The 24,264-nt window shown below is 60.4% G+C and carries 16 protein-coding genes and 1 pseudogene; 8 read left to right on the top strand and 9 right to left on the bottom strand.

Features of this window, described 5'->3' with window-relative positions; all coding sequences use genetic code 11:
• Positions 1-33: 33 nt before the first annotated feature.
• Positions 34-1,062 carry a P63C domain-containing protein gene (locus tag HWX36_RS02665; protein ID WP_175950729.1) on the top strand — a complete coding sequence of 343 codons (1,029 nt, stop codon included), beginning with the start codon at positions 34-36 and terminating at the stop codon, positions 1,060-1,062.
• A gap of 148 nt (positions 1,063-1,210) precedes the next feature.
• Here the strand turns inward: HWX36_RS02665 and HWX36_RS02660 are convergent, their stop codons facing one another.
• Entirely contained in the window at positions 1,211-1,999 is a 789-nt protein-coding gene (locus tag HWX36_RS02660; RefSeq protein ID WP_175950728.1) for a hypothetical protein, read from the bottom strand.
• A gap of 955 nt (positions 2,000-2,954) precedes the next feature.
• Positions 2,955-3,878 (bottom strand): LysR family transcriptional regulator, encoded by a 924-nt coding sequence (locus HWX36_RS02655; protein WP_175950727.1) that lies wholly within the window; start codon positions 3,876-3,878, stop codon positions 2,955-2,957.
• A 125-nt stretch (positions 3,879-4,003) separates the two neighbouring features.
• On the opposite strand from HWX36_RS02655, the gene HWX36_RS02650 reads away from it, so the two are divergent.
• The 4 genes from HWX36_RS02650 (at position 4,004) to HWX36_RS02635 (ending at position 7,970) form a co-directional block, all read left to right on the top strand.
• Positions 4,004-4,171, top strand: a complete 168-nt coding sequence (locus HWX36_RS02650; protein ID WP_175950726.1) for a DUF1427 family protein — start codon at positions 4,004-4,006, stop codon at positions 4,169-4,171.
• A 22-nt stretch (positions 4,172-4,193) separates the two neighbouring features.
• Positions 4,194-6,083 carry an amidohydrolase gene (locus tag HWX36_RS02645; RefSeq protein WP_175950724.1) on the top strand — a complete coding sequence of 630 codons (1,890 nt, stop codon included), beginning with the start codon at positions 4,194-4,196 and terminating at the stop codon, positions 6,081-6,083.
• A gap of 292 nt (positions 6,084-6,375) precedes the next feature.
• Complete coding sequence (locus HWX36_RS02640; protein ID WP_175950722.1) at positions 6,376-7,284, top strand: glyoxalase; 909 nt, start codon at positions 6,376-6,378, stop codon at positions 7,282-7,284.
• Positions 7,281-7,970, top strand: coding sequence for a YoaK family protein (locus HWX36_RS02635; RefSeq protein WP_175950720.1), 690 nt, complete (start codon positions 7,281-7,283; stop codon positions 7,968-7,970). The genes HWX36_RS02640 and HWX36_RS02635 overlap by 4 nt, the downstream gene beginning before the upstream one ends.
• Before the next feature lie 203 nt (positions 7,971-8,173).
• On the opposite strand, the gene HWX36_RS02630 is transcribed toward HWX36_RS02635, so the two are convergent.
• Both HWX36_RS02630 and HWX36_RS02625 read right to left on the bottom strand, forming a co-directional pair.
• Positions 8,174-8,500: a hypothetical protein gene (locus HWX36_RS02630; protein ID WP_175950719.1), complete on the bottom strand. Its 327-nt coding sequence runs from the start codon at positions 8,498-8,500 to the stop codon at positions 8,174-8,176.
• Between the two features lie 381 nt (positions 8,501-8,881).
• Entirely contained in the window at positions 8,882-9,775 is an 894-nt protein-coding gene (locus HWX36_RS02625; RefSeq protein WP_175950718.1) for a LysR family transcriptional regulator, read from the bottom strand.
• Positions 9,776-9,877: 102 nt separating this feature from the next.
• Between HWX36_RS02625 and HWX36_RS02620 the strand changes: the two genes are divergently transcribed.
• Positions 9,878-11,011 carry a TDT family transporter gene (locus HWX36_RS02620; RefSeq protein WP_175950716.1) on the top strand — a complete coding sequence of 378 codons (1,134 nt, stop codon included), beginning with the start codon at positions 9,878-9,880 and terminating at the stop codon, positions 11,009-11,011.
• A 55-nt stretch (positions 11,012-11,066) separates the two neighbouring features.
• Here the strand turns inward: HWX36_RS02620 and HWX36_RS02615 are convergent, their stop codons facing one another.
• From HWX36_RS02615 to HWX36_RS36950, 5 genes and pseudogenes are all read right to left on the bottom strand, one after another.
• The gene (locus HWX36_RS02615; RefSeq protein WP_175950714.1) at positions 11,067-12,599 is read right to left on the bottom strand and encodes an IS66 family transposase; all 1,533 of its coding nucleotides are present in this window, start codon (positions 12,597-12,599) and stop codon (positions 11,067-11,069) included.
• A 66-nt stretch (positions 12,600-12,665) separates the two neighbouring features.
• Positions 12,666-13,001, bottom strand: a complete 336-nt coding sequence (gene tnpB / locus HWX36_RS02610) for an IS66 family insertion sequence element accessory protein TnpB (protein WP_175033187.1) — start codon at positions 12,999-13,001, stop codon at positions 12,666-12,668.
• Complete coding sequence (locus tag HWX36_RS02605) at positions 12,998-13,384, bottom strand: transposase (RefSeq protein ID WP_175033188.1); 387 nt, start codon at positions 13,382-13,384, stop codon at positions 12,998-13,000. Before HWX36_RS02605 ends, tnpB begins: the two co-directional genes overlap by 4 nt.
• 252 nt (positions 13,385-13,636) lie before the next feature.
• Entirely contained in the window at positions 13,637-14,533 is an 897-nt protein-coding gene (locus tag HWX36_RS02600) for a LysR family transcriptional regulator (protein WP_208457787.1), read from the bottom strand.
• Positions 14,534-15,468: 935 nt separating this feature from the next.
• Positions 15,469-15,583 (bottom strand): annotated as a pseudogene (locus tag HWX36_RS36950) (IS3 family transposase); the annotation flags it as partial.
• Between the two features lie 550 nt (positions 15,584-16,133).
• Here HWX36_RS36950 and HWX36_RS02590 point away from each other — a divergent pair.
• Both HWX36_RS02590 and HWX36_RS02585 read left to right on the top strand, forming a co-directional pair.
• Positions 16,134-17,219, top strand: a complete 1,086-nt coding sequence (locus HWX36_RS02590; RefSeq protein WP_175950818.1) for an IS5 family transposase — start codon at positions 16,134-16,136, stop codon at positions 17,217-17,219.
• 203 nt (positions 17,220-17,422) lie between these two features.
• On the top strand, positions 17,423-24,238 hold the full coding sequence (locus HWX36_RS02585) for an ESPR-type extended signal peptide-containing protein (protein WP_175950817.1): 6,816 nt from the start codon (positions 17,423-17,425) through the stop codon (positions 24,236-24,238).
• Positions 24,239-24,264 lie beyond the last annotated feature (26 nt).

Here is a 24,264-nt window from a genome sequence, read left to right as displayed (position 1 = left end):
TGATGCAAGCATCACCTTTCGGATGCTTGCATCGTGAACGAACCAACTCGAGTAACTGGACGCAAGGCAGGCGGCATCGCGCGCGCGGAATCACTTTCGAGCGAGCGCCGCAGCGCAATCGCCAAAAAGGCGGCAATGGCCAGATGGGGAGGAGATAGTCTGCCTCGAGCAACACACGGTTCTCCGGACAGGCCTATCCGCATTGGGGAGATCGAGATCCAATGCTATGTGCTTCCTGGAGAGGTGCGCGTGCTCTCTCTCAGTGGCCTGTATTCTGCCCTCGGCGTGTCGAAAGGTGGTGGCCAAGGTGGCGTGCGTAAAATCTCGGCCCTGATGGAGAGGTTGGGTAATAAAGGCATTGAAATCAATGACTTGCCGGCGCGCGCAAATTCTACGATTCGCTTCATACCGCCTCACGGGGGGAACCCTGCGGAAGGGTATGAAGCCTCGATGCTTCCGGATGTCTGTTCCGCATTGATCAAGGCGGACCAGCGCGGCGTGCTGGACAAACGATATAAAAATCTCGCGGAGCGTGCCGCGCTGCTGCAGCACGGATTCGCCACACTCGGGATCATTGGCCTGATCGATGAGGCAACGGGATATCAAAACATTCGTGCTCGCGATGCCCTCCAGGCATTTTTGGATCGATTTCTGAGAAAGGAGCTCGCCGCGTGGGTGAAGACCTTTCCTGACGAATTCTTCCAGGAGCTGTTTCGGCTCAAAAAATGGCAATGGAAGGGAACAAGCCGACGTCCGGGCGTGGTTGGCAGGTATATCAACGACTTGATCTACGATCGCTTGGGTGAGGGTGTGCTCGAGGAACTGCAGCGAAGAAATCCTGCCGATGAGAAAGGGCGCCGCAAGGCCAAGCACTTCCAATGGTTGACTGAAGACATTGGAAATCCTGCCCTGGCGCAACATATGTACGCAACGATTGGATTCATGCGTGCGTCGGAGAGTTGGGATAGCTTCAAAACTGCTTTTTATCGGGCATTTCCCAAAAAGGGGGAGAATTTGGCGCTTGCGCTTTCATTTGCCCCGTCTTCTGACAAAAATCGGTAAAAATTACAACAGGCCGGTTTCTTCGAAAGCTGCGATTAAGCATCGATCAACAGCGTGTCGACTTCGGTGGTCTAAGTCACTTTAAATTGACCAACGAAGTCGGCAAAAAAATCCAGGAAAAACTGCAAGGTGACGAGCGAAATATCGCTCAAGGCGAATCATCCTTATAGAGATTTTTGCGAAACTCCGTCAGGTCTCGCTTACGCCTCTCTTCACTCGCTGAAATTAAGCGGTATAAAGGTGGATAGTAAATCCATTCATGTCGATAGTTCTCGCGCCAAGCCCATTTAAGTGCCATCAACCCTAATATTACGATAGTCCATGCGAACGCGCCGCTCCATGGATGAAATGCATTCATCAACGCGCCAACAATTGACTCATCCGTCGAGTCATCGAGCCCTCCCATCCCGTCCAGGAGCATCAAAAGAAGGACGCCAAATATCAAATTTCCCGCTTGATTACGTTGCTTGCGAGCTTCGGTATGTTGATGGTCATATTTCTCATAAAGCCGATGCAGAAAATCGCTCTTCTCCTCCAAAGCCGAAGTTCTGAGCTCAAGCAGAGTGACGCATCCTTTTGGCCGATTCCAGCACGGCTCGTCGTGGAATGCAGCGGTCCACCTGCTTGGAATCGCGTGGAAGATTTCGGCAAAAAATCCTCGTATGACGTAAGCTAATGTCGGAATGCAGATGGAGGCGATGAGTCCAAAAGCGGTAATGGAAAGGCACAGAAACGAGGCACTTTCCGACAAGGAATCACGCCCGATCGAAAAATGCAACAACCCGTGGCGCCCGCTAAACAATAAGGCCAGGTCGGCAAATAGAAGCAAGTACGTAAGGCGTAGAGCCCATTGCCATTCCCACGCTTTCTGTAGATAGCCTAATACCATGGGTGGTGGGGATTCGCGCTCCTTTCCTTCTTCACTTCGGGTTGTCATCGCAATTCTCCTTGGGATGCATGTGATGTGAATATAGGTCAGTCTTCAGTAACACGGGCTGCCTCCATTTAGCGTTCTTATGTCATCGATTGATAGCTTGCTCGTAGGTGCAAACGGGCAAGCGAGATCCAATTGTCGATGTCGGCTCTTTTGAGATTCCAGGAGTGGCAGTCCGCACTCTATGTTTTCGAAGATTGGGGCCTTCCATCAAAAAGCTTGGTGTGCCAGTGTCTACGCGGATATCCCACTTCCGACCTTCAGCCCTTGATGATGAGCGGTCTCACCGCATTGGCCGCACCACCGTCTGGCCTTCGCTGTGCACGACTGCGCCCCTCGCGGGCACCGTCGCTTCGTCGACCCGATAATCGATGAGGCCGCTACTTGCGTCGATGTGGACATTGCTCATATTCATATGTGAATACTCGGTGAGGGAATCCGGGACAGCGTCGGCATGACGGTTCGATGCGGGTGCAATCGCAGCGCCTCAAATTTAGCTTCGAGTTGGCGCCGCTGACCGTACCGCCGCGGTGTGGGTCATGCATTTTCTGGGCAACTGGCATGATCTGTCCGCCGGACGGCACTCCGACATCCCAGGCAACAGGGTGATCTGCAGCGCCGGTGCATGTTCCTCAAGCTTTAAGCGAACAGTATCCGGTTTGCGTGAAGAAAAATGAGCGTCTTTTGGAAAGGCATCGATGCCGTTTCTTGGGTGTCCGGAGCGAGAATTTTAGGATTCAATAGCTAGTTTGAGGATTAAACGGCTCGGCATCCGGCGCGACACTCATCTGCCCCGTTTGGGTTTCACGTTCGAGGCAGGCCCCTCTTTGAGACAGGCGGCTCTTCTTGAACGCGTGGAACGACTGGCTGGCGCGCGATGCTCGAGGGCGACGCTGCATGAACTGCCGGCGACCGTGTCGACGAAGTACCCAGCTGCGCGTTGCATGCGGTGCCGCGCTCAGGCCGACGGCAGCGCCCACGGTGCGTGCGACAGACGCTCGGCGAGAAAGTCGAGCAGGGCGGTCACGCGCGCGGCGCGCAGCATGCCGGGCGGGGTGACGAGGTTGACGTTGATGTCGGCGATCTTCCAGTCCGGCATCACTTCCTCGAGTTCGCCACTCTGCAGCGCGTCCCACACCAGGAACTCCGGCTGCAGCGCGAGGCCATGTCCGGCGAGCAGCGCAGGCCCGATCACGTCGGCGTTGTTGGTGCGGATGCGACCGTGCACGGGCACGCCGACTTCCTCGCCCGATGCGGGGTGGCGAAAGCGCCAATACTCGGGCGTCGGCAGGTTCGTGTAGGTCAGGCATACGTGCCGGTCGAGTTCGCGCGGATCGGAGGGACGTCCGCATCGGTCGAGATACGCGGGCGATGCGACGAGCGGGCGACGCACCGCGCAGAGTTGGCGCGAGCGCAACGACGAATCGTTCAGCTCGGCAATGCGGATCGCGACGTCGAAGCCGCCGGACACGATGTCGATGATGTGATCGGTGAGGATGAGGTCGATATCGATGCGCGGATAACGCTCGAGCCATTCCGGCAACAGCGGCGCGAGGTGGCGCTGGCCGAACGACATCGGCGCGTTCACGCGCACGAGGCCGTGTGGTTCGAGCGCTTGCGCGGACGCTTCGCTCTCGATTAGTTCGGCGTCGGCGAGCAGCCGGATCGCGCGGTTACGCAGCAGTTCGCCGGTCGGCGTGAGCGACAGCTTGCGCGACGTACGGTACAGCAGCATCGCGCCGAGGCGCTTTTCGAGGCGCGTGATTGCTTTCGATACGGTTGGTTGCGATAGGCCGAGGAGGTCAGCCGCCTTGGCGAACGAACCGGTCTGCGCGACGCGCGCGAAGATCGCCCAGGCTTCGAGATCGGGAAGTGATTGCATGGCTGGAATACGTGGCAGTGGAGCGAAGCAGATCCGGTGGCGGCGAATCTTGTCGCCGATACGGCGCACCGCGCAGACGGGCGGGCAGTGTGGGCCATTCTAATCCGGTCGAGAGAAAAATCATTATGGAATCTTATCTACTTTCGCTGGGCGCCGGAGGGCTGGTCGGCGTCGTGTACAGCGTGATCAAGGTCCGATCGCTGGCGCCGCCGCTGATCGCACTGGTCGGTCTTGGCGGAATGCTGATCGGCGCACAGGTCATCGCACCGGTCCGTCACTGGCTCGGCTTCTAATCGCATCGAGGACAACTCTTTTATGAACACAACCGACACGCACCCGGATCTTATCCTGCACAATGCGTGCGTCACGACGCTCGATCGCGCGAATCCCGTTGCCGCCGCGGTGGCGATCAAGGACGGCCGATTCGTCGCGGTCGGCAGCAATGCGGACGTGATGGCGCTCGCGGGCCGCGCGACGAAGGTCATCGACCTCGACGGCTGTACCGTGCTGCCAGGTCTGATCGACAACCACACGCACGTGATTCGCGGTGGTCTGAACTACAACATGGAACTGCGCTGGGACGGCGTGCCGTCGCTCGCGGTCGCGATGGAGATGCTCAAGCGGCAAGTCGCTGTTACGCCCGCGCCGCAGTGGGTGCGCGTGGTCGGCGGCTTCACCGAGCATCAGTTCGTCGAGAAGCGTCTGCCGACGATCGACGAACTCAACGCGGCCGCACCCGATACGCCCGTGTTCATTCTGCACCTGTACGACCGCGCGCTGCTGAACGCAGCCGCGCTGCGGGTGGTGGGCTATACGAAGGACACGCCCGAGCCGCCGGGCGGCACGATCTTGCGCGATGCCGCAGGCAACCCGACTGGCCTGCTGCTTGCGAACCCGAACGCGACGATCCTCTATGCGACGCTCGCGAAAGGACCGAAGCTGCCGTTCGAATACCAATACAACTCGACGCGCCACTTCATGCGCGAACTCAATCGCCTTGGCGTGACGGGCGTGATCGACGCGGGTGGCGGTTCGCAGAATTACCCCGATGATTACGAGGTGATCCGCAAGCTGCACGACGCGGGCGAGATGACGATCCGGATCGCGTACAACCTGTTCACGCAGAAGCCGAATGCGGAGAAGGAAGACTTCGTGAACTGGACCAAGAGCGTCAAGTATCACGACGGCACCGACTATTTCCGCAACAACGGCGCCGGTGAAATGCTGGTGTTCTCCGCGGCCGATTTCGAGGACTTCCGCGTCGCGCGCCCGGATCTTCCCGCGCAGATGGAGGACGATCTCGAAGGCGTCGTACGCGTGCTCGCGCAGAACCGCTGGCCGTGGCGCATGCATGCGACCTACGACGAAACGATCGACCGCGCACTCGACGTATTCGAGAAGGTGAACAAGGACATCCCGCTGGCCGGGTTGAACTGGTTCTTCGATCACGCGGAAACGATCTCCGAAAAATCGATGGACCGTATCGCCGCGCTCGGCGGCGGCATTGCGGTGCAGCACCGGATGGCGTACCAGGGCGAGTATTTCGTCGAGCGCTACGGCGCGCAGGCGGCCGAAGCAACGCCGCCCGTCGCGAAGATGCTCGCCAAGGGGCTCAAGGTGTCGGCCGGCACTGACGCGACGCGGGTCGCTTCGTACAACCCGTGGGTATCGCTCGCGTGGCTCGTCACGGGCAAGACAGTTGGCGGCTTGCGCATGTACCCGCAGCGCAACCTGCTCGATCGCGAGACCGCGCTGCGGATGTGGACCGAGTACGTGACGTGGTTCTCGAACGAGGAGGGGAAGAAAGGGCGCATCGCGGTTGGGCAGCTTGCCGACCTGGTCGTCCCGGATCGCGATTTCTTCAACTGCGCGGAGGACGATATCGCCGACACGACTGCGCTGTTGACGGTCGTGGGCGGCCGGATCGTGTGGGGTGCCGGGCCGTTCGCGTCGCACGATGCGCCGATCCCTCCCGCGATGCCGGACTGGTCGCCCGTGCGCGAGTTCGGTGGCTACGGCGGCTGGGGTGCGACGCAGCGCAATGGCGCGCCGCTGCAGCGTGCCGCAGCCGCCGCGATGTGCGGCTGCGCGAGCGCCTGCAACGTGCACGGCCATGCGCATGCCGGCGCATGGAGCCGCGCGTTGCCGACATCGGACGCCAAGGGCTTCTGGGGCGCGTTCGGCTGTTCGTGCTGGGCGATCTGACACGGCGGTCTTGATCGGCTTGCGCTTATGTCCGTCTGTCTGGTTGACGGCCTCGCGAGAGCGCTCGATGTCGACGGCGCGGTTGCCTAACAGGCCCATAGGGCTTGCATCCGGCCGCGCTGTGGACTGTACTGGCGAGCGCGGACTCCAACACGTCATAGCTACGTAGCAGCGTTTTCGAGTATCTCGGGCCGATCGCCACCTTCGCGACCCTTCGATGGAGCGAAGCGCGCGTCCGGCAGCCGCTCCTGATTGATTTCACTATTCAATTCGACAACAAGGAAAATCCATTATGAAAAATCTTCGTTCAGTCCTGCTGGCCGCGATGATCGCGGGTGGTCTCGCCGTCGCACCGGCCGCGTTCGCGGAAGAGCAGGCCGTCGCGACGCCGGCCGTCGCGGTCGGGCCGCAGTACGACACCACGCATGTGTGCGTGTCGCCCGACGATTTCGACCGCTTCACCGACAGCTTCGTCGCGACCTTCGGTGGCAAGAAGTCGAAGCAGGGTGTGTTCCAGGTCACGCCGACGCCGAGCCAGACGATGTCGCAACTGGTGCTGACGCCGGTCGGCACGATCTCGGTGTTCGGCTTCAAGACGCCGATTCCATATCCGTTCTGTGCGGAGCGTAACGGCTATCTCGTTACCGATATGGACGTCGCGATGAAGTCGGCGCGCGCACACGGCGCGGACGTGGTCGTCGATACGTTCCCCGACCCGATCGGCCGCGACGCGATCATCCGTTGGCCGGGCGGCGTGAACATGCAGTTGTACTGGCATACCGAAGCGCCGCACTACGACGCGCTGCAAACGGTGCCGGAGAATCGCGTGTACGTATCGCCGGAAAGCGCCGATACGCTGGTACGCGACTTCGTCGCGTTCTCGCACGGCAAGGTGGTGTCCGATGTGCGCAATGCGCCGGGCGTCGAGATCGGCCGCCCGAACGACACCTATCGCCGCATTCGCATCGAGTCGGGCTTCGGCAAGATGACCGTGCTCGCGACCGACGGCCATTTGCCCTATCCGTTCGGCCGAGAGATGACCGGCTATGAAGTCACCGATCTCGCCGCGACGCTGAAGCAGGCGCAAGGCGCGGGCGTGACCGTGCTCGTACCGCCGTTCGCCTCGGAAGGGCGCGACGCGGCGGTGGTGCAGTTCCCGGGCGGCTATATCGCGGAGATCCACGCAAGCGCTGCTCGATGAAGCACGAAGACACGATCCTGGCCGCGGTCGCAGGCTTCGTCGACACGCTGAGTTTCGTCGCGCTGTTTGGGCTGTTCACCGCGCACGTGACCGGTAACTTCGTGTTGATCGGCGCGGCCGCCGCGGGGTTCGCACAGGGCATCCTGCTGAAGTTGAGCGTGTTCCCCGCGTTCGTGTGCGGCGTCGTCGCAAGCAGCTTGATTGCGCGTGCGTTGTCGGCGCGGCCCGCATGGCAGGGGGCGCGCGTGCTCCATGCGGTGCAGGCCGCGCTGTTGCTCGGCTTCTGCGCGGCTGGCATGTGGGCGACGCCCGTCACGCAGCCCGACAGCCTGCCGGTGTTCGTGGCCGGCATCGTCGGCACGTTCGCGATGGGCGTGCAGAACGCGCATGCGCGCGTGATTCCGCGCACCGGTGTGCCGAACACGGTGATGACGGGCAATGTCACGCAGGCAATTCTCGATGCGGTTGACTTGCTGTCCTCCAGCACGTCCGATAGCGCGCGCGTCATCGCGCGGGCACGCTTCGGCAAGATGCTGCCGGCGATCGTCGCGTTTGCGCTGGGCGCGGCGGGCGGTGCGCTCGGGTTCCGCTACGCCGGATTCCGGGCGTTGCTCGTACCCGCTTGCGCACTCGCGGTGCTTGCGGTGTATGCGGGTGAGGAGACTGTCACGCGGAAGCCAAAATGATGGCCGCATGGCAGGCAGTGGCGCGGCCGAACGTGGTGCCCGCGCCGGGTCACTGTCGCATTACCCAGCGCGCACGCCGGTCACCCGGTGCGCGCGGGCGAGATCCCGTAGGCCGTCGACGGTCGCCATGTTCGGAATCTGAATGTATGGCATGAATGCGGCCAATCAGCGACATGTGCCACACCGGGCACTTCCCGCTGCGCTCAGATTAGGGTTCCCGCCACTGTGATACCGAAACCGAGTCCGAGTGCAACACCGATGACGCGTCCGACGATCATGGCCTGGTAGTCTTCCTTCAGCAGGAAGGGGGAGCGTCGAGCGGCCCGAAAAGTCAACACGGAGAGGGGCTTCCAAAGCAGGACGACGAGCGACAATGCGACGGTGAGGCTCCACCAGATAGTGAGCGACCACATTTCTTCCACCGATATCACGAAATTTGAAATGAGGGTAATCGCTGTCGCGAGCGCCGCCTCGATGACGAGGCCTAACAGCACGCCTCTGAGCATATAGTCGCTTGACGAATCCAACATACGCGTCTGGCTGAATCAAATCGGAAAAGTGTAGTGTGGCACCGCAACGATGCGGGTTGCCTAAAAGATGGTTAAATCCACGACTTGCCATCTCCTGGACTGTGCGGGTAATCGGGTTGTGCCGTGACAGATCGTGGGCCTTTCTATCGTTCAGGTTACGCGCCGGCGGGGGTGTACGATTACCGCTGCTCGCGTAAACAAAAGTCTACGTATTGCTAATCATTAGAGCAAATACAGGAGGGTGGCGGGCACCATAACTGAAAGGTATGGCGAATGACAGGTGCCTGCTGGGCGGCGGCCGCGCGAACGATTACGGATATCTCGAATAGGTTGAAGTCTGCGCCAACAATGGCAGTGATCCAACTCGCCCCCTGTACGACGTCAGGGTGTTGCGGGTCGATCCGCAATCAGCCGGTCGCGGAATCGCCTCGCGCTCGGGCTCAGCGAACTGCCCTTTCGCCAGATGATCGTCAGGTCGCGTTCGATCGTGAGGTCATCGATGGGCAAGCGCACGAGCACACCCGCTGCCAGCTCCGGCTCGATCGTGAGGCGCGATACCCACGCAATGGCGGTGCCGTAGACCAGCAGCCGGTTCATCGCTTCGGCGCTGCCGACCGATAGTCGTGGTGAAAACGCCAGCCCGCATTGGGCGAATGCCGCCTCGACGGCGTTTCGTGTTCCCGAGCCCGGTTCGCGGGACAACACGTCATGGCGAGCAATATCGTCGATCTGGATCTTGCGCTTGCGCGCCAGCGGATGAGACGGCGCGGCGACCGGGATGAGCAGATCGTGGCCGAACAGGATCGAATCGAATGCCGTGGTGTCGTATGGGCCTTCAACGAAACCAAGCTGGCGATCGTACCCGAGTACCGCGGACTCCACCTGCTCGGAATTCATTTCCGCGACATCGATCGACACACCGGGATACTGCTTGCAGAACGTATCCAGTATGGGCGGTAACAAATAACTGCCGATCGTTCGGCTGGCCGCCAGCTTCAGGTGTCCGCGCACGAGCCCCGAGAACTCGTCGAGCATGGCCTTCGCTTCGTCCGACAGCGAAAAGATGCGGGTCGCGTAGTCCGCCAACAATCTCCCGGCATCGGTCGGGCTCATGCCGCGCGGGCGCCGATCGAACAATGTGACGCCCAGGCGTTCCTCAAGCTCACGGATTTCGCGGGTCAGTGCGGGCTGGCTGACGTGCAGCCGCGCGGATGCGCCGGTCACGCTTCCCGCTTCGATAACGGCAAGAAACGCCGCCAGATGAGTGAAATTCATCTTGAGATATAAAAAAGATATGGCGAAGATGATCTATATGTATTTTTAGTATGTCAAGCAAATCGCTATCGTGGCCGTCATGGGTAGCCGATGGAGAACACGATGTTCAATTCAGATGCAAAGACAAGTGCCGTGCCGGCGAGATTCCTGTCCGAAAAGGTCCGTCAATTCACACCTAACTGGTTCGCGATGACAATGGGCAACGGTATCGTCGCGCTCGTGCTCGCGACGCTGCCGTTTCGCTTTCCCGGGCAGCAAGGTCTCGCGACTGCGCTCTGGCTTGTCGACGCCGTGCTGTACGCCGTCTGCGTTGCCATGCTGCTGACGCGTGTAATCCGGTATCCCGACACCATCCGACCGATGCTGCAACACCCACTTCAATCGATGTTCCTCGGGGCCATTCCAATGGGGCTCGTGCCGATCATCAACGGTTGCGTGCTGTTTGCTGCCCCAAAGATCGGAACGGTGGCTTATTCGATCGCTCACGTGCTGTGGTGGATAGACGCGTTCTTGGCGATCGTGGTCGCAATCGCAGTGCCGTATCTGATGTTCACCGAACAGAATCATGCATTTGAGCGCGTGAGTGCTGTGCTGTTGCTACCGCTTGTCGGCCCAGAAGTGACGGCATCGAGCGGCGCAGTGATCGCGCCGCATCTTGCGATCGACAGTGCGCGGGCGGTGATTGGCATCAGCTATGCGCTTTGGGCCATTTCCTTGTCGATGGCGTTTGCGGTGCTCACGCTCGTGTTCTTCCGTCTGGTGATCCACAAACTGCCGCATCGGGATCTGGCGCCGTCGAGCTGGCTCACGCTTGGACCCATTGGTACGGGGGCGCTCGGAATACTGAGTCTTGGCAAGGCCGCGCCGGCCGCATTCGAAGGAAGCGCATTCGCTCAACTTGGCACGCTCGCGAACGAGCTCGGACTGGCGTGCGCGTTCCTGCTCTGGAGTGCCGGTATCTGGTGGTTCGTGATCGCCGTGCTGTTCACGCTGCGCTATCGCAAGGAAGGGATGCAGTTCAATCTCGGCTGGTGGGGCTTCACATTCCCGCTGGGTGTATACACCGCGGCCACGATCGGCCTGTATCGCGCGACCGACATGATGGTGTTCGCCGTTCTCGGCACGTCCTTCGCGCTCCTGTTGTTCAGCTTCTGGAGCGTGGTTGTGACGCGAACCTTGCGTGGCGTCATGCAGGGTCGGTTGTTCCAGGCGCCATGCCTCACGGATAAGGTTTGAAATCTGTAGATGCCAATACGCAATGATGTAAGCGTCCGGCGAACCCGTTCCGTGGTTACGCCGGCGCTGGTTTCCAATGCAGAGGCAAGAGTTCGTTGAGACGCGCGGCCGGCTGTACCGGCAGCCGCTCGAGGACGTCCTTGAGATAGACGTAGGGATCGTGGCCGTTCATTTTGGCTGACTGAACCAAGCTCATGACGGCGGCAGCGCGGCGGCCAGCTCGCAACGAGCCGGCGAACAGCCAGTTGTTGCAGCCGACGGCGATCGGACGGATCTGGTTTTCACACCAGTTGTTATCGATCGGAACGTCAGGATCGTCGAGGTAACGCGTCAACGCGGCCCATCGCCGTAGGCTGTAATCGAGTGCCTTGGCGATCGCCGAACCTTCGCTCACGCGACTCCGTTGTTCGGTCATCCACGCATGCAGTGCATCGGTAATCGGTCGAGCGCGCTGGCGCCGCACGTCGAGGCGCGATGGCGCGGCCAGTGGCTGCACTTCGCGCTCGATCTCGTAGAGTTGGCCGATATAGTGCAAGGCGTCCTGAGCGATCTCGCTTTTGTTCGCGACATGCAAATCGTAGAACTTGCGCCTTGCGTGCGCCATGCAGCCAAGTTCAGTGACGCCCTGCGCAAACAGCGCCTTGTAGCCGGTGAAGTCATCACATACGAGGCCGCCCCGCCAATCACCGAGGAATGCCTTCGCGTGCTCGCCGGCTCGACTGTCGGCGAAGTCGTAGACCACCGCCTTCAGAGCCTCGAAGGCACCCGGGCAATACGTCCAGAGATACGCGCGCTGCGTCTTGCCTTTGCCGGGGCTGAGCATCGCCACCGGTGTCTCATCGGCATGCAGCACAGCGTGTTGCAGAACCTGCTGCTTGAGCGCATCCACCAGCGGTTGCAATTGCACACCGCACGCGCCAACCCATTGGGCGAGCGTCGAGCGAGGAATCGCCAAGCCGGCGCGTTCAAAGATGCGTTCCTGTCGGTACAACGGAACATGATCGCCGTATTTGCTCACGAGGACTTGCGCGAGCAGTCCGGCGGTCGGGATGCCCTTGTCGATCACCTGTGCCGGGACCGGCGCCTGGATCAGCGTCTCGCATTGCCGGCACACCCACTTGCCGCGGATGTGACGCTCGACGGTAAAGACGCCGGGCGTGTAGTCGAGCTTCTCGCTGACGTCTTCGCCAATGCGCTTGAGATTGCACCCGCACGCACATGTGGTGGACGCCGGTTCATGACGCATTTCCACCCGCGGCAGGTTCGCCGGCAGTGGGGCACGGCGCGGCTTGTTCGGCTCGGCGTCCTTCTTGGGTTGACCGGCGAGTTGCTCGAGTTCGTGCTCGATGGCGATCAGGTCCGCCTCGATCGCCTCGTCCAGCAGGCTTTGCTGCTCGCCTGCGAGCTTCTCGCTGCGCGCAGCAAACTTCCACCGTTTGAGCACCGCCATCTCATGCGTGAGCTGGCCGATGCGCGCCTCCTTGAAACGCAGCTCGCTGTCCTTGGTGCGTATTTCCGACATCAACTCCATGGCAAGCGCCCGCAACTGCTCTGCGCTCATGTCCTGGAGTTGTGCGTGATCGACCATCCGGCAATTGTGCCGGATCGCTCATCGGCAGGACATGGGCACGCTCACCGATTGTCGGTACTCACGTCATACGACACGGATCACACCACCTTCGCCAATGCGTTGCCACGGCAGGCCGATGACCAGGCCCGCCAGTTGTTCGTGCGTGAGTGCGTACTGTTTGGGCTCACCGCGGCTCGGCCACGCAAACTGCCCTTGATTCAATCGACGTGCAGCGAGCCAGACGCCGATGCCGTCGTGAACCAACACCTTCATGCGGTTGGCGCGGCGATTGGCGAACAGGTACGCGTGGTGCGGATGGGCTGCGCCGAACACCTTGACCACCCGGGCCAGCGCGGTATCGAAACCGGCTCGCATGTCCAGCGGATCGACAGCCAGCCATACTTCGTCGATGCGGATCACCGCAGCCACTCGCGCAGCCATGCGGCGCATTGCGCTGCTTCCGTGGTCGGCCAACTGACCGTGATCGACTGGTCTGCGCGACGCACTTCAATGCGGATCTCCGTCGGACGCGCAGTCCTCGTTTCGAGCGGCACCGAGACAAACGCCGGCGGCGCCGCAGGCCGCACGACCACTGCATCACTCGAGTCTTGCTCCAGCGTCTCGCCTTCGGTTTGCTCCACCCAGCGTCGAAGCAAATTCGCGTTGAGCTGATGATGCAACGCGATCGCTGCGATCGACACGCCCGGCCCCTGGCACGCTGCCACCACCTGAGCCTTGAATTCGCGGCTATAACGGCGACGACGACGCCGTCCAGCCGGTGCTTGTTCTTCGATAGTATTCACGTGTCCGCCTATTTTTAAGTGGACACGATACTCCCAAGCCCTTCAAGGCAACTCAAGATGGGTTCACCGGACGCTTACACACAATCGCGCGGGTTCGCCAGAAAGCGCGACGCTGCAAAAGCGCATCATCTGCCGTGCGCACGTTGCAATGTCGCGTCGAGCTCTGTATGTTGCTCGGAATGCAGCCCTAAGGCTGGATATTCGAAGCAGTTAACGAGTTCATGGCGATGAACAAGGCGTGAAAGCCGGGTTTCAGCTTTCGAGCGACCGGTACCGCTCGACTAGCAGATCGACGAAGGCGACTACCTTTGGCGAAAGATGACGTCTCGTTGGATAGAGCGCATACACGGGGATTTCTGCGAAGGACCAGTCGACGAGCACGTGAAGCAAGCGCTTATCGCGGATGTCATCGGCGCAGTAGGCCTGGGGTAAGCATGCGATCCCGATTCCCGCGAGGGTGGCTTCACGAGCGATCTTCATGTCGTTGACCATTAGTCTGGGCCTGATGCGAACCTCGGCGCGTTTACCCCTAGACTCCATGGTCCAGACGTACGGTGCTGCGCCGCCGCTGAACGCAACGCATGCATGGCTCGTCAATTCGTCAGGCGTCTTCGGTATGCCATAGCGATTGCTGTACTCGGGTGCGACGACGAGCATGCGCTTCGCTTTTCTAAGGCTGCGTGCGACAAGTGCCGAATCGACAAGCGCGCCCGCTCGAATGGCCACGTCGAAGCGCTCTGCCACGAGGTCAACGCGACGATCGGAGCAGACCATCTCGACTGCCACGTCCGGATTACGAACGAGATACTCGGCGACGATCGCGCCGAGCTTCCTGAACGACATCGGCGCCGCGACCCGCAGCACGCCGCGCGGCGTCCCGCGCATTCCTGCCACTGATCTTTCGGCTTCGTCGACGTCGCATATCGCCGGGGCCAAGCGTTCAAAGAGCACGCGGCCCGCGTCGGTGAGGTTGAGCTTGCGTGTCGTGCGCTGGATGAGTCGCTCGCCAATCCGCTCCTCAAGTTCGACGACCTTCCGGCTCACGGTAGACTTCGGCAGGTCCAGGCGTCGTGCCGCTTCGCTTAAGGTTCCCGCCTGGATGACTCGAACGAAGACCAGGAGTTGGTTGAGATCGGTTGTTCCGTTCATGAATCGATGGTGCCAAAAATACATGGGTTGAGCAACGAAAAGCCCGGACGCTTTTTGCGTCTGAGGAAAGCACCACGAACCGGAAAGGGAAGAAGCGTTTGTCACGGTGAATACTTCGCGGCGGGTGATGGTCTAGCTAAAGGGTGCGACCAACCTCCCCGTTCACCGATGTTGTACAGGCCGGACGAGTATGGACTGGCGTAGAGGACGTTTCGTCCTTCGCTGGACGGCACACGAAGGAGGCGCGGTGGATTCCCTGCCCGGGCAAGCTGGTCGTCGCCAACCGTTCAATTTATGTAAGCGGCTACGGCGTTCACTCGCGCCTCGATCCGTGGGCGCAAGTTTATGCAGAAGCGGCAACGACTTTGAGGTCAAGTCTATGGCGGACTACCGGCCCCTTTTCCGAAGCCGGCCACAACATGTTGACTTGCGATGAGCTTGACCACGGCCAATGACGGGATCTTCACTTGGGGCCTTTTCGAATCCCGTGATGCCATTTCCAGACTCAGCTGTCGCACTTTTCATTAACCTTTCGTTATGCAGAATTGAAGGGGAAAGCCTTAACGAGCTGTGCGCTTGCGCTCATCAACGAGCCTTGGCAGACCGCCGCGCACCTCCTGCCTGAGATAGGCCATGCGCGACGCTTATTGTACGGAAAAACCAGTGAATTAATCAAAATTGTGAATCATGGTGACGAAGTGGGAATCTCCATGGTGAAGACATTGTCCCGCTGCAGCTTTCGCTTCTGGTTGCGGGAATCATCAGCAATGCGACAATTGTTGTGATTATTCTCTGGTCGGCCGATGTATATTCGGTTTCGACTGCCCTTCATCACGGCAGTTATTCTTCGGTGTCTTCGGTGTCTTCGGTGTCTTCGGTGTCTTGGGTGCCGCCATGCTTTTTGGCGGCACCATTTTCTCTACCAGTGGGGCGCGAATGTCGCGCTCCTTGGTCAGCCGCTTGAGTTCGCCTTTCAGTCGCCGCACTTTGGCGCTCTGGTTCAATTCCGCTCGCCACAAGATCCGCCTTATCGAACTTCGCTCGCCAGGCACACTGGTTCATGAATTGTGGCTGGAAGACGCTTTCGGAAAGCTGACTGATCAATTGCAACACGCTTCCTCGATAAAAACTCCGCGCTCGGCTTGCTCTCACGCAAGCGCAATCTGACTCTGCGTGTATCGGCTTCCGTCGCGCCAATAATTACACAATACTAACAATTTTATTTAATAATAATTTCATCTTATTAAAAAATGTAAACTCATGATTTAGGTTGGGCGTGGCGAGCCTTTCTCAATGCGTGTGTTTTCATTTTTTAACATTTTTGTGATGAAAGTTTGGATTGTATGTTTTCGTGATGAATATAATTGGATAAATGAATAATTCAGAATTGACTGTTTTGTGGATGTATTGCGTTGCAGTGAATTTTGAAAATTAAGGGTAGATATTTTAATGGTGCTTGTTTCATTTCAATGAATTAATTGATTTGGAATGAATGGCGCTAACAGGTTGTTGATGTTGGGATGGGTGTAAGCAGGCCTTGCGGGCGGTGCGTTAGAGATAACGTGTTCATGGTCTTGGTCGGATGGGTGCGATGCGCGAACTGGACGAAATGCAAGAGTCGTTGTTCACGACGATGAAGCTGGAAGACTTCGTGCCGGTTGATCACCCGTTGCGGCCACTGCGGCTGTTGGTGAACCGGGAGCTGAAGCGACTCTACGAACTGTTTGGCGCGATCTATGCCGACAGCGGTCGAGTATCAATTGCTGTCGAGAGGTTGCTGCGTGCGCCGTTGTCGCAGGTGTTTTACTCGGTACGCAGCGAGCTGCTGATGGTGCAGGTGCGCTACAACTCGCTGTTCCGCCGGGGCGTCGCCTTGTCTATTGATGACGCGGTGTTGAACTACTCGGTGTCCTTGAAGAATTGCAACGGACTGCTTGTGCACAAAGTGATCGAAGCGTTCTTTGCCGAAGTCGTGGGTTTTCCCGGCAAGCAATGGTTACTGTCGCGGGAGCAATTCTCGGTCGATGGCTCGCTGGTCCAGGCGTGGGCCGGTTACAAGAGCATCCCTCCCAAGGACGGCTCAATCGATCTTCCGGCTGGCGGCGGACGTAACGCCGACACCGATGGGAGAGGCAAACGGCGCAGCAGCACACATGAATCGAGCACTGATCCGGATGCCCGGCTGTTTCGAAAAGACAGGCAAAGCGGAGTCACCCTTTGCTGTCAGGTGTACATCCTGATGGAGGCACGTTCGAGCTTGGTGGTCGGCGCCGTGGCGAGCCACGCCGACGGCTTTGCCGAACGTGCCATTGCGTTGCGCTTGCTCGATTGCGTGGATTACGTGCCGGGTCGCCATTCCAAGACGCCCGACATCGACAAGGGATACGACGTGCGTGACTGCCGTGCGTGCAAGGTAACGCTGCACGTTGCACGCAATGATGCGCATCAAGGCGGTAGCGCGATCGGCGACCGTACCTCGCTGCACGCCAGCTACTACACCAGTCGGTTGATTCGCAAACTCATCGACGAGCACTTCGGCTGGGGCAAGACTGTCGGCAGGATTCGGCAAACCGTGTATCGCGGCGTCAAACGAGTCGACCAGCACTTCAAATTGAGGATGCTGGCGAGCAACCTGACTCGAATTGCGCGAATGTTGACGGTGGTACCGCAAGGAGCGATGCAATGAGCCGCTCATGCTTGGTCCTCGCGCGGCAACGCGCTGGCTAACCCGCTCGCGAGTGGAGCAGCCACTACCGTCTATCGGAAACTCGGCGGTTAATCGCAAGCGAAATCCATTTAGTCGCTGACCCAGATATCAAAACGCGGCATTTTTCAATAGCCTTCGAGGGAGTCAATTTCAAATAACGTAACATCGGAGACCTAACTATTATGAATAAGATTTATAGAAGCATTTGGAATGAGGCGTTGGGTGTGTGGGTGGCGACGTCTGAGTTGACGCACGTGCGCGGTAAGGCTTCCAAAAGCGCTTGCTTGCAGGAAGGTGTGAAGTTGTATGGCTACAGTGCATCTTTCGTGCAGAAAATGCGGTTTAGGCATGGGGTCTTGGGATTCCTGGCTGCGGCGGGAATCTTGACGGTAGGAGTGTTACCCAATGAGGTATGGGCGGGTGCTATTGCAAACTGTAATGGCAATTCAGCGGCAACGACGAACCTCGGTGGGACAAGCACTGCTTGGACGGTCGCTCCCTATACTGGGAGCGAGGGAAACTGCGGAACCGGGACCGGGGTAATCATCGCCGAGAGTCCAAATGCTACCGGTGGTGTAACCGGCACTAGTGCCTACCTGTGGGTCGGGCAGACCGGAAACAATGGCGCGGGCACGATTGCGCTGTACGGCCCACGCGGGATAACGCTGAATGTTCAAGGATCGACAACGACTGGGATAATATCGCTGCAAGGCGTGGTATCGCTGACCAACAACAAGATCACGAATTTGGCGGCGGGTACGAATCCGGGCGATGCGGTGAACTTTTCCCAATTGACGTCGTTGTCCACGTCGACGTCGACCGGTTTGTCGTCGGCTGTTAGTTCGATCTCCTCGTTGTCGACGTCGACCTCGACGGGCATCAGCTCGCTGTCGACGGGGCTGAGTTCGACCAACAGCAGCGTCACATCGCTGTCGACGTCCACGTCGACGGGCCTGTCGTCGGCGAATAGCTCGATCTCATCGTTGTCCACGTCGACCTCGACGGGCATCAGCTCGCTGTCGACGGGTCTGAGTTCGACCACCAGCAGTGTCACATCGCTGTCGACGTCCGCGTCGACGGGCCTGTCGTCGGCGAATAGCTCGATCTCGTCGTTGTCCACGTCGACCTCGACGGGCATCAGCTCGCTGTCGACGGGTCTGAGTTCGACCACCAGCAGTGTCACCTCGCTGTCGACGTCCACGTCGACGGGGCTGTCGTCGGCGAATAGCTCGATCTCGTCGTTGTCCACGTCGACCTCGACGGGCATCAGCTCGTTGTCGACTGGCTTGAGCTCGACCAACAGCAGCGTCACCTCGCTGTCGACGTCCACATCGACGGGTTTGTCGTCGGCGAATAGCTCGATCTCGTCGTTGTCGACGTCGACCTCGACGGGCATCAGCTCGTTGTCGACGGGGCTGAGTTCCACCACCAGCAGCGTCTCCTCGCTGTCGACGGGTCTGAGTTCGACCAACAGCAGTGTCACCTCGCTGTCGACGTCCACGTCGACGGGCCTGTCGTCGGCGAATAGCTCGATCTCGTCGTTGTCCACGTCGACCTCGACGGGCATCAGCTCGTTGTCGACGGGTCTGAGTTCCACCACCAGCAGCGTCTCCTCGCTGTCGACGTCCACGTCGACGGGTCTGTCGTCGGCCAATAGCTCGATCTCCTCGTTGTCGACGTCGACCTCGACGGGCATCAGCTCGCTGTCGACGGGTCTGAGTTCGACCACCAGCAGCGTCACATCGCTGTCGACGTCCACGTCGACGGGTCTGTCGTCGGCGAATAGCTCGATCTCGTCGTTGTCCACGTCGACCTCGACGGGCATCAGTTCGTTGTCGACGGGTCTGAGTTCCACCACCAGCAGCGTCACCTCGCTGTCGACGTCCACGTCGACGGGTCTGTCGTCGGCGAATAGCTCGATCTCGTCGTTGTCCACGTCGACCTCGACGGGCATCAGTTCGTTGTCGACGGGTCTGAGTTCGACCAACAGCAGCGTCACCTCGCTGTCGACGTCCACGTCGACGGGCATCAGCTCGTTGTCGACGGGCCTGAGCTCGACCACCAGCAGCATCTCCTCGCTGTCGACGGGCCTGAGCTCGACCGACAGTACGGTGTCGTCGCTGTCGACGTCCACGTCGACGGGCCTGTCATCGGCGAACAGCTCGATCTCATCGTTGTCGACGTCGACCTCGACGGGCATCAGCTCGCTGTCGACTGGCCTGAGCTCGACCGACAGCACGGTGTCGTCGCTGTCGACGTCCACGTCGACAGGTCTGTCGTCGGCGAATAGCTCGATCTCGTCGTTGTCGACGTCGACCTCGACGGGCATCAGCTCGCTGTCGACGGGTCTGAGTTCCACCACCAGCAGCGTCTCCTCGCTGTCGACGGGTCTGAGTTCGACCAACAGCAGCGTCACCTCGCTGTCGACGTCCACGTCGACGGGTCTGTCGTCGGCGAACAGCTCGATCTCCTCGTTGTCCACGTCGACCTCGACGGGCATCAGCTCACTGTCGACGGGCCTGAGCTCGACCGACAGTACGGTGTCGTCGCTGTCGACGTCCACGTCGACGGGTCTGTCGTCGGCGAATAGCTCGATCTCCTCGTTGTCGACGTCGACCTCGACGGGCATCAGCTCGCTGTCGACTGGCCTGAGCTCGACCGACAGCACGGTGTCGTCGCTGTCGACGTCCACGTCGACGGGTCTGTCGTCGGCGAATAGCTCGATCTCGTCGTTGTCGACGTCGACCTCGACGGGCATCAGCTCGTTGTCGACGGGTCTGAGTTCGACCAACAGCAGCGTCACCTCGCTGTCGACATCTACGTCGACGGGTCTGTCGTCGGCGAATAGCTCGATCTCGTCGTTGTCGACGTCGACCTCGACGGGCATCAGCTCGCTGTCGACGGGTCTGAGTTCCACCACCAGCAGCGTCTCCTCGCTGTCGACGGGGCTGAGTTCGACCAACAGCAGCGTCACCTCGCTGTCGACGTCCACGTCGACGGGTCTGTCGTCGGCGAATAGCTCGATCTCCTCGTTGTCGACGTCGACCTCGACGGGCATCAGCTCGCTGTCGACTGGCCTGAGCTCGACCGACAGCACGGTGTCGTCGCTGTCGACGTCCACGTCGACGGGTCTGTCGTCGGCGAATAGCTCGATCTCCTCGTTGTCGACGTCGACCTCGACGGGCATCAGCTCGTTGTCGACGGGTCTGAGTTCCACCACCAGCAGCGTCTCCTCGCTGTCGACGGGTCTGAGTTCGACCACCAGCAGCGTCACCTCGCTGTCGACGTCCACGTCGACAGGTCTGTCGTCGGCGAATAGCTCGATCTCCTCGTTGTCGACGTCGACCTCGACGGGCATCAGCTCACTGTCGACGGGGCTGAGCTCGACCACCAGCAGCATCAGCTCGCTGTCGACTGGCCTGAGCTCGACCGACAGTACGGTGTCGTCGCTGTCGACGTCCACGTCGACGGGCCTGTCGTCGGCGAATAGCTCGATCTCGTCGTTGTCCACGTCGACCTCGACGGGCATCAGTTCGTTGTCGACGGGTCTGAGTTCCACCACCAGCAGCGTCACCTCGCTGTCGACGGGTCTGAGTTCGACCAACAGCAGCGTCACATCGCTGTCGACGTCCACGTCGACGGGTCTGTCGTCGGCGAATAGCTCGATCTCCTCGTTGTCGACGTCGACCTCGACGGGCATCAGCTCATTGTCGACTGGCCTGAGCTCGACCGACAGCACGGTGTCGTCGCTGTCGACGTCCACGTCGACGGGTCTGTCGTCGGCGAATAGCTCGATCTCGTCGTTGTCCACGTCGACCTCGACGGGCATCAGCTCATTGTCGACTGGCCTGAGCTCGACCGACAGCACGGTGTCGTCGCTGTCGACGTCCACGTCGACGGGTCTGTCGTCGGCGAATAGCTCGATCTCCTCGTTGTCCACGTCGACCTCGACGGGCATCAGCTCATTGTCGACTGGCCTGAGCTCGACCGACAGCACGGTGTCGTCGCTGTCGACGTCCACGTCGACGGGTCTGTCGTCGGCGAATAGCTCGATCTCCTCGTTGTCGACGTCGACCTCGACGGGCATCAGCTCACTGTCGACGGGGCTGAGTTCGACCAACAGCAGCGTCACATCGCTGTCGACGTCCACGTCGACGGGTCTGTCGTCGGCGAATAGCTCGATCTCCTCGTTGTCGACGTCGACCTCGACGGGCATCAGCTCGTTGTCGACGGGCCTGAGCTCGACCGACAGTACGGTGTCGTCGCTGTCGACGTCCACGTCGACGGGTCTGTCGTCGGCGAATAGCTCGATCTCCTCGTTGTCGACGTCGACCTCGACGGGCATCAGCTCGCTGTCGACTGGCCTGAGCTCGACCGACAGCACGGTGTCGTCGCTGTCGACGTCCACGTCGACAGGTCTGTCGTCGGCGAATAGCTCGATCTCGTCGTTGTCGACGTCGACCTCGACGGGCATCAGCTCGCTGTCGACGGGTCTGAGTTCCACCACCAGCAGCGTCACCTCGCTGTCGACGGGTCTGAGTTCGACCAACAGCAGCGTCACATCGCTGTCGACGTCCACGTCGACGGGTCTGTCGTCGGCGAATAGCTCGATCTCGTCGTTGTCCACATCGACCTCGACGGGCATCAGCTCGTTGTCGACTGGCCTGAGCTCGACCAACAGCAGCGTCACCTCGCTGTCGACGTCCACATCGACGGGTTTGTCGTCGGCGAATAGCTCGATCTCGTCGTTGTCGACGTCGACCTCGACGGGCATCAGCTCGTTGTCGACGGGTCTGAGTTCGACCAACAGCAGCGTCACCTCGCTGTCGACATCTACGTCGACGGGTCTGTCGTCGGCGAATAGCTCGATCTCGTCGTTGTCGACGTCGACCTCGACGGGCATCAGCTCGTTGTCGACCGGTCTGAGTTCGACCAACAGCAGCGTCACCTCGCTGTCGACGTCCACGTCGACGGGCCTGTCGTCGGCGAATAGCTCGATCTCGTCGTTGTCGACGTCGACCTCGACGGGCATCAGCTCGTTGTCGACCGGTCTGAGTTCGACCACCAGCAGCGTCACCTCGCTGTCGACATCTACGTCGACGGGTCTGTCGTCAGCGAATAGCTCGATCTCGTCGTTGTCCACATCGACCTCGACGGGCATCAGCTCGTTGTCGACGGGCCTGAGTTCGACCAACAGTACGATCCTGTCGCTTTCCACGTCGACGTCGACCGGCATTGGCTCGCTGTCGACGGGTCTGAGCTCGACCAACAGCAGCGTCGTATCGCTGTCGACGTCAACCTCGACGGGCATCAGCTCGTTGTCGACGGGCCTGAGTTCGACCAACAGTACGATCCTGTCGCTTTCCACGTCGACGTCGACCGGCATTGGCTCGCTGTCCACGGGTCTGAGTTCGACCAACAATTCGATCACGTCGCTGTCGACATCGACGTCGACCGCAATCGAGGCCGCGAAGACGCACTACTTCAGCGTCAATGACGGCGGTACGGCAGGAGCGAACTATACCAACAGCGCCGCGACGGGTATCAACTCGTTGGCTGCCGGCGTAGCCGCAACTGCCGCGGGCGCAAGCAGCGTCGCCGTCGGCGATGGTTCGAACGCGCAGTCGGACGGTGCGGTCGCGATCGGCCAGAACGCATCGGCCACGGGCGGCAAGGCCGTGTCGATCGGCTCCGGCAATACCGCGAGCGGCGACGGCGCGGTCGCGATCGGCGATCCGAGTGTCGCGACGGGCACCGGCGCGGTCGCGATGGGTGCGAACGACACAGCGACGGGCACAGGTGCAGTTGCCCTCGGCAACGCAAGCACGGCAACCGGAAATAGCGCGCTCGCACTCGGCAATTCGAGCCAGGCCACTGCGGACAACACGATCGCACTGGGCAACCTGGCCACGGCCAGCGCCATAGGCGCACAGGCCTACGGCTCGGGCGCCACGGCAAGCGCCACCAACGCGCTCGCGTTCGGTTCGAACGCCATCGCGAACGTCGCCAACTCGATCGCGCTCGGTGCGAACTCGGTTACGGGTAACGCCGTCGGTGTGTCGAGCGTCACGGTCGGCGGCGTCACGTATTCGGTCGCCGGCGCCAATCCGGTAGGCGTGTTGAGCGTCGGTTCGCCGGGCCAGGAACGCCAGATCACGAACGTTGCTGCCGGCCAGGTCTCGGCTACCAGCACGGACGCGATCAACGGCAGCCAGCTCAATGCGACAAACACCGTGGTCAGCACGCTGTCGACGGGCCTGAATGCGACCAACAGCAACGTGACCGCGCTGGCCACATCGACTTCAACCGCGATCAGCGCGTTGTCGACGTCGACGGCGGCCAGCATCGGTGCTCTGACAACGAGCCTGAACACGACGAACGCGAGCGTATCGTCGCTGTCGACCGGCGTGACGAACATCAACAACCAGCTGAATCAGTTGTCCACGTTGATGAACAACACACCGCAGGCCGCGAACGCCGGCATTGCCGCCGACGTGAACGGCACCGGTACCGACCGGCCGACCGTCACCGCGGGTTCGAACTCGGTGGCGATTGGCGCGAATTCGACGGACGGCGGCCGCCAGAACGTGGTGTCGGTCGGCAGCGACACGCAGCAGCGCCAGATCATCAACGTGGCGCCCGGTACGCAGGGCACCGATGCGGTCAACGTGAACCAGCTCAATGCGGTGCAGTCGACGCTGTCGACGGCGCTGTCGGGTCAGCAGGCGCAAATCAACTCGCTGGGTTCGCAACTGCAGCAGACCGACCAGATGGCGAAGCAGGGTATCGCGGCCGTCGGCGCGATGGCATCGATTCCGCAGCTCGATCGCGATGCCAACTTCGGGATGGGCGTGGGCACTTCGACCTTCCTCGGCCAGAAGGCGATGGCGGTCAACATGCAGGCTCGCATCACGGAGAACCTGAAGGCGTCGATCAACGGCGGCTTCAGCGGCGGTCAGCGGGTGATCGGCGCCGGCATGCTGTACCAGTGGAAGTAATCGATTGTTCATGCACGGCCGACGGA

The sequence above is a fragment of the Burkholderia sp. BCC0405 genome (assembly GCF_902833075.1).
Taxonomy (GTDB): domain Bacteria; phylum Pseudomonadota; class Gammaproteobacteria; order Burkholderiales; family Burkholderiaceae; genus Burkholderia.
Note: the sequence above shows the minus strand (reverse complement) of the source record. Positions and strands in the feature narration are given on the sequence as shown.

Excerpts from the sequence above, each read along its gene's own strand:
- HWX36_RS02620 (WP_175950716.1), top strand. The coding sequence starts at position 9,878 with ATGTTCAATTCAGATGCAAAGACAAGTGCCGTGCCGGCGAGATTCCTG.
- HWX36_RS02635 (WP_175950720.1), top strand. The coding sequence starts at position 7,281 with ATGAAGCACGAAGACACGATCCTGGCCGCGGTCGCAGGCTTCGTCGAC.
- HWX36_RS02625 (WP_175950718.1), bottom strand. The coding sequence starts at position 9,775 with ATGAATTTCACTCATCTGGCGGCGTTTCTTGCCGTTATCGAAGCGGGA.
- HWX36_RS02600 (WP_208457787.1), bottom strand. The coding sequence starts at position 14,533 with ATGAACGGAACAACCGATCTCAACCAACTCCTGGTCTTCGTTCGAGTC.
- HWX36_RS02640 (WP_175950722.1), top strand. The coding sequence starts at position 6,376 with ATGAAAAATCTTCGTTCAGTCCTGCTGGCCGCGATGATCGCGGGTGGT.
- HWX36_RS02615 (WP_175950714.1), bottom strand. The coding sequence starts at position 12,599 with ATGGTCGATCACGCACAACTCCAGGACATGAGCGCAGAGCAGTTGCGG.
- HWX36_RS02645 (WP_175950724.1), top strand. The coding sequence starts at position 4,194 with ATGAACACAACCGACACGCACCCGGATCTTATCCTGCACAATGCGTGC.
- HWX36_RS02660 (WP_175950728.1), bottom strand. The coding sequence starts at position 1,999 with ATGACAACCCGAAGTGAAGAAGGAAAGGAGCGCGAATCCCCACCACCC.
- HWX36_RS02650 (WP_175950726.1), top strand. The coding sequence starts at position 4,004 with ATGGAATCTTATCTACTTTCGCTGGGCGCCGGAGGGCTGGTCGGCGTC.
- HWX36_RS02630 (WP_175950719.1), bottom strand. The coding sequence starts at position 8,500 with ATGTTGGATTCGTCAAGCGACTATATGCTCAGAGGCGTGCTGTTAGGC.
- HWX36_RS02585 (WP_175950817.1), top strand. The coding sequence starts at position 17,423 with ATGAATAAGATTTATAGAAGCATTTGGAATGAGGCGTTGGGTGTGTGG.
- HWX36_RS02655 (WP_175950727.1), bottom strand. The coding sequence starts at position 3,878 with ATGCAATCACTTCCCGATCTCGAAGCCTGGGCGATCTTCGCGCGCGTC.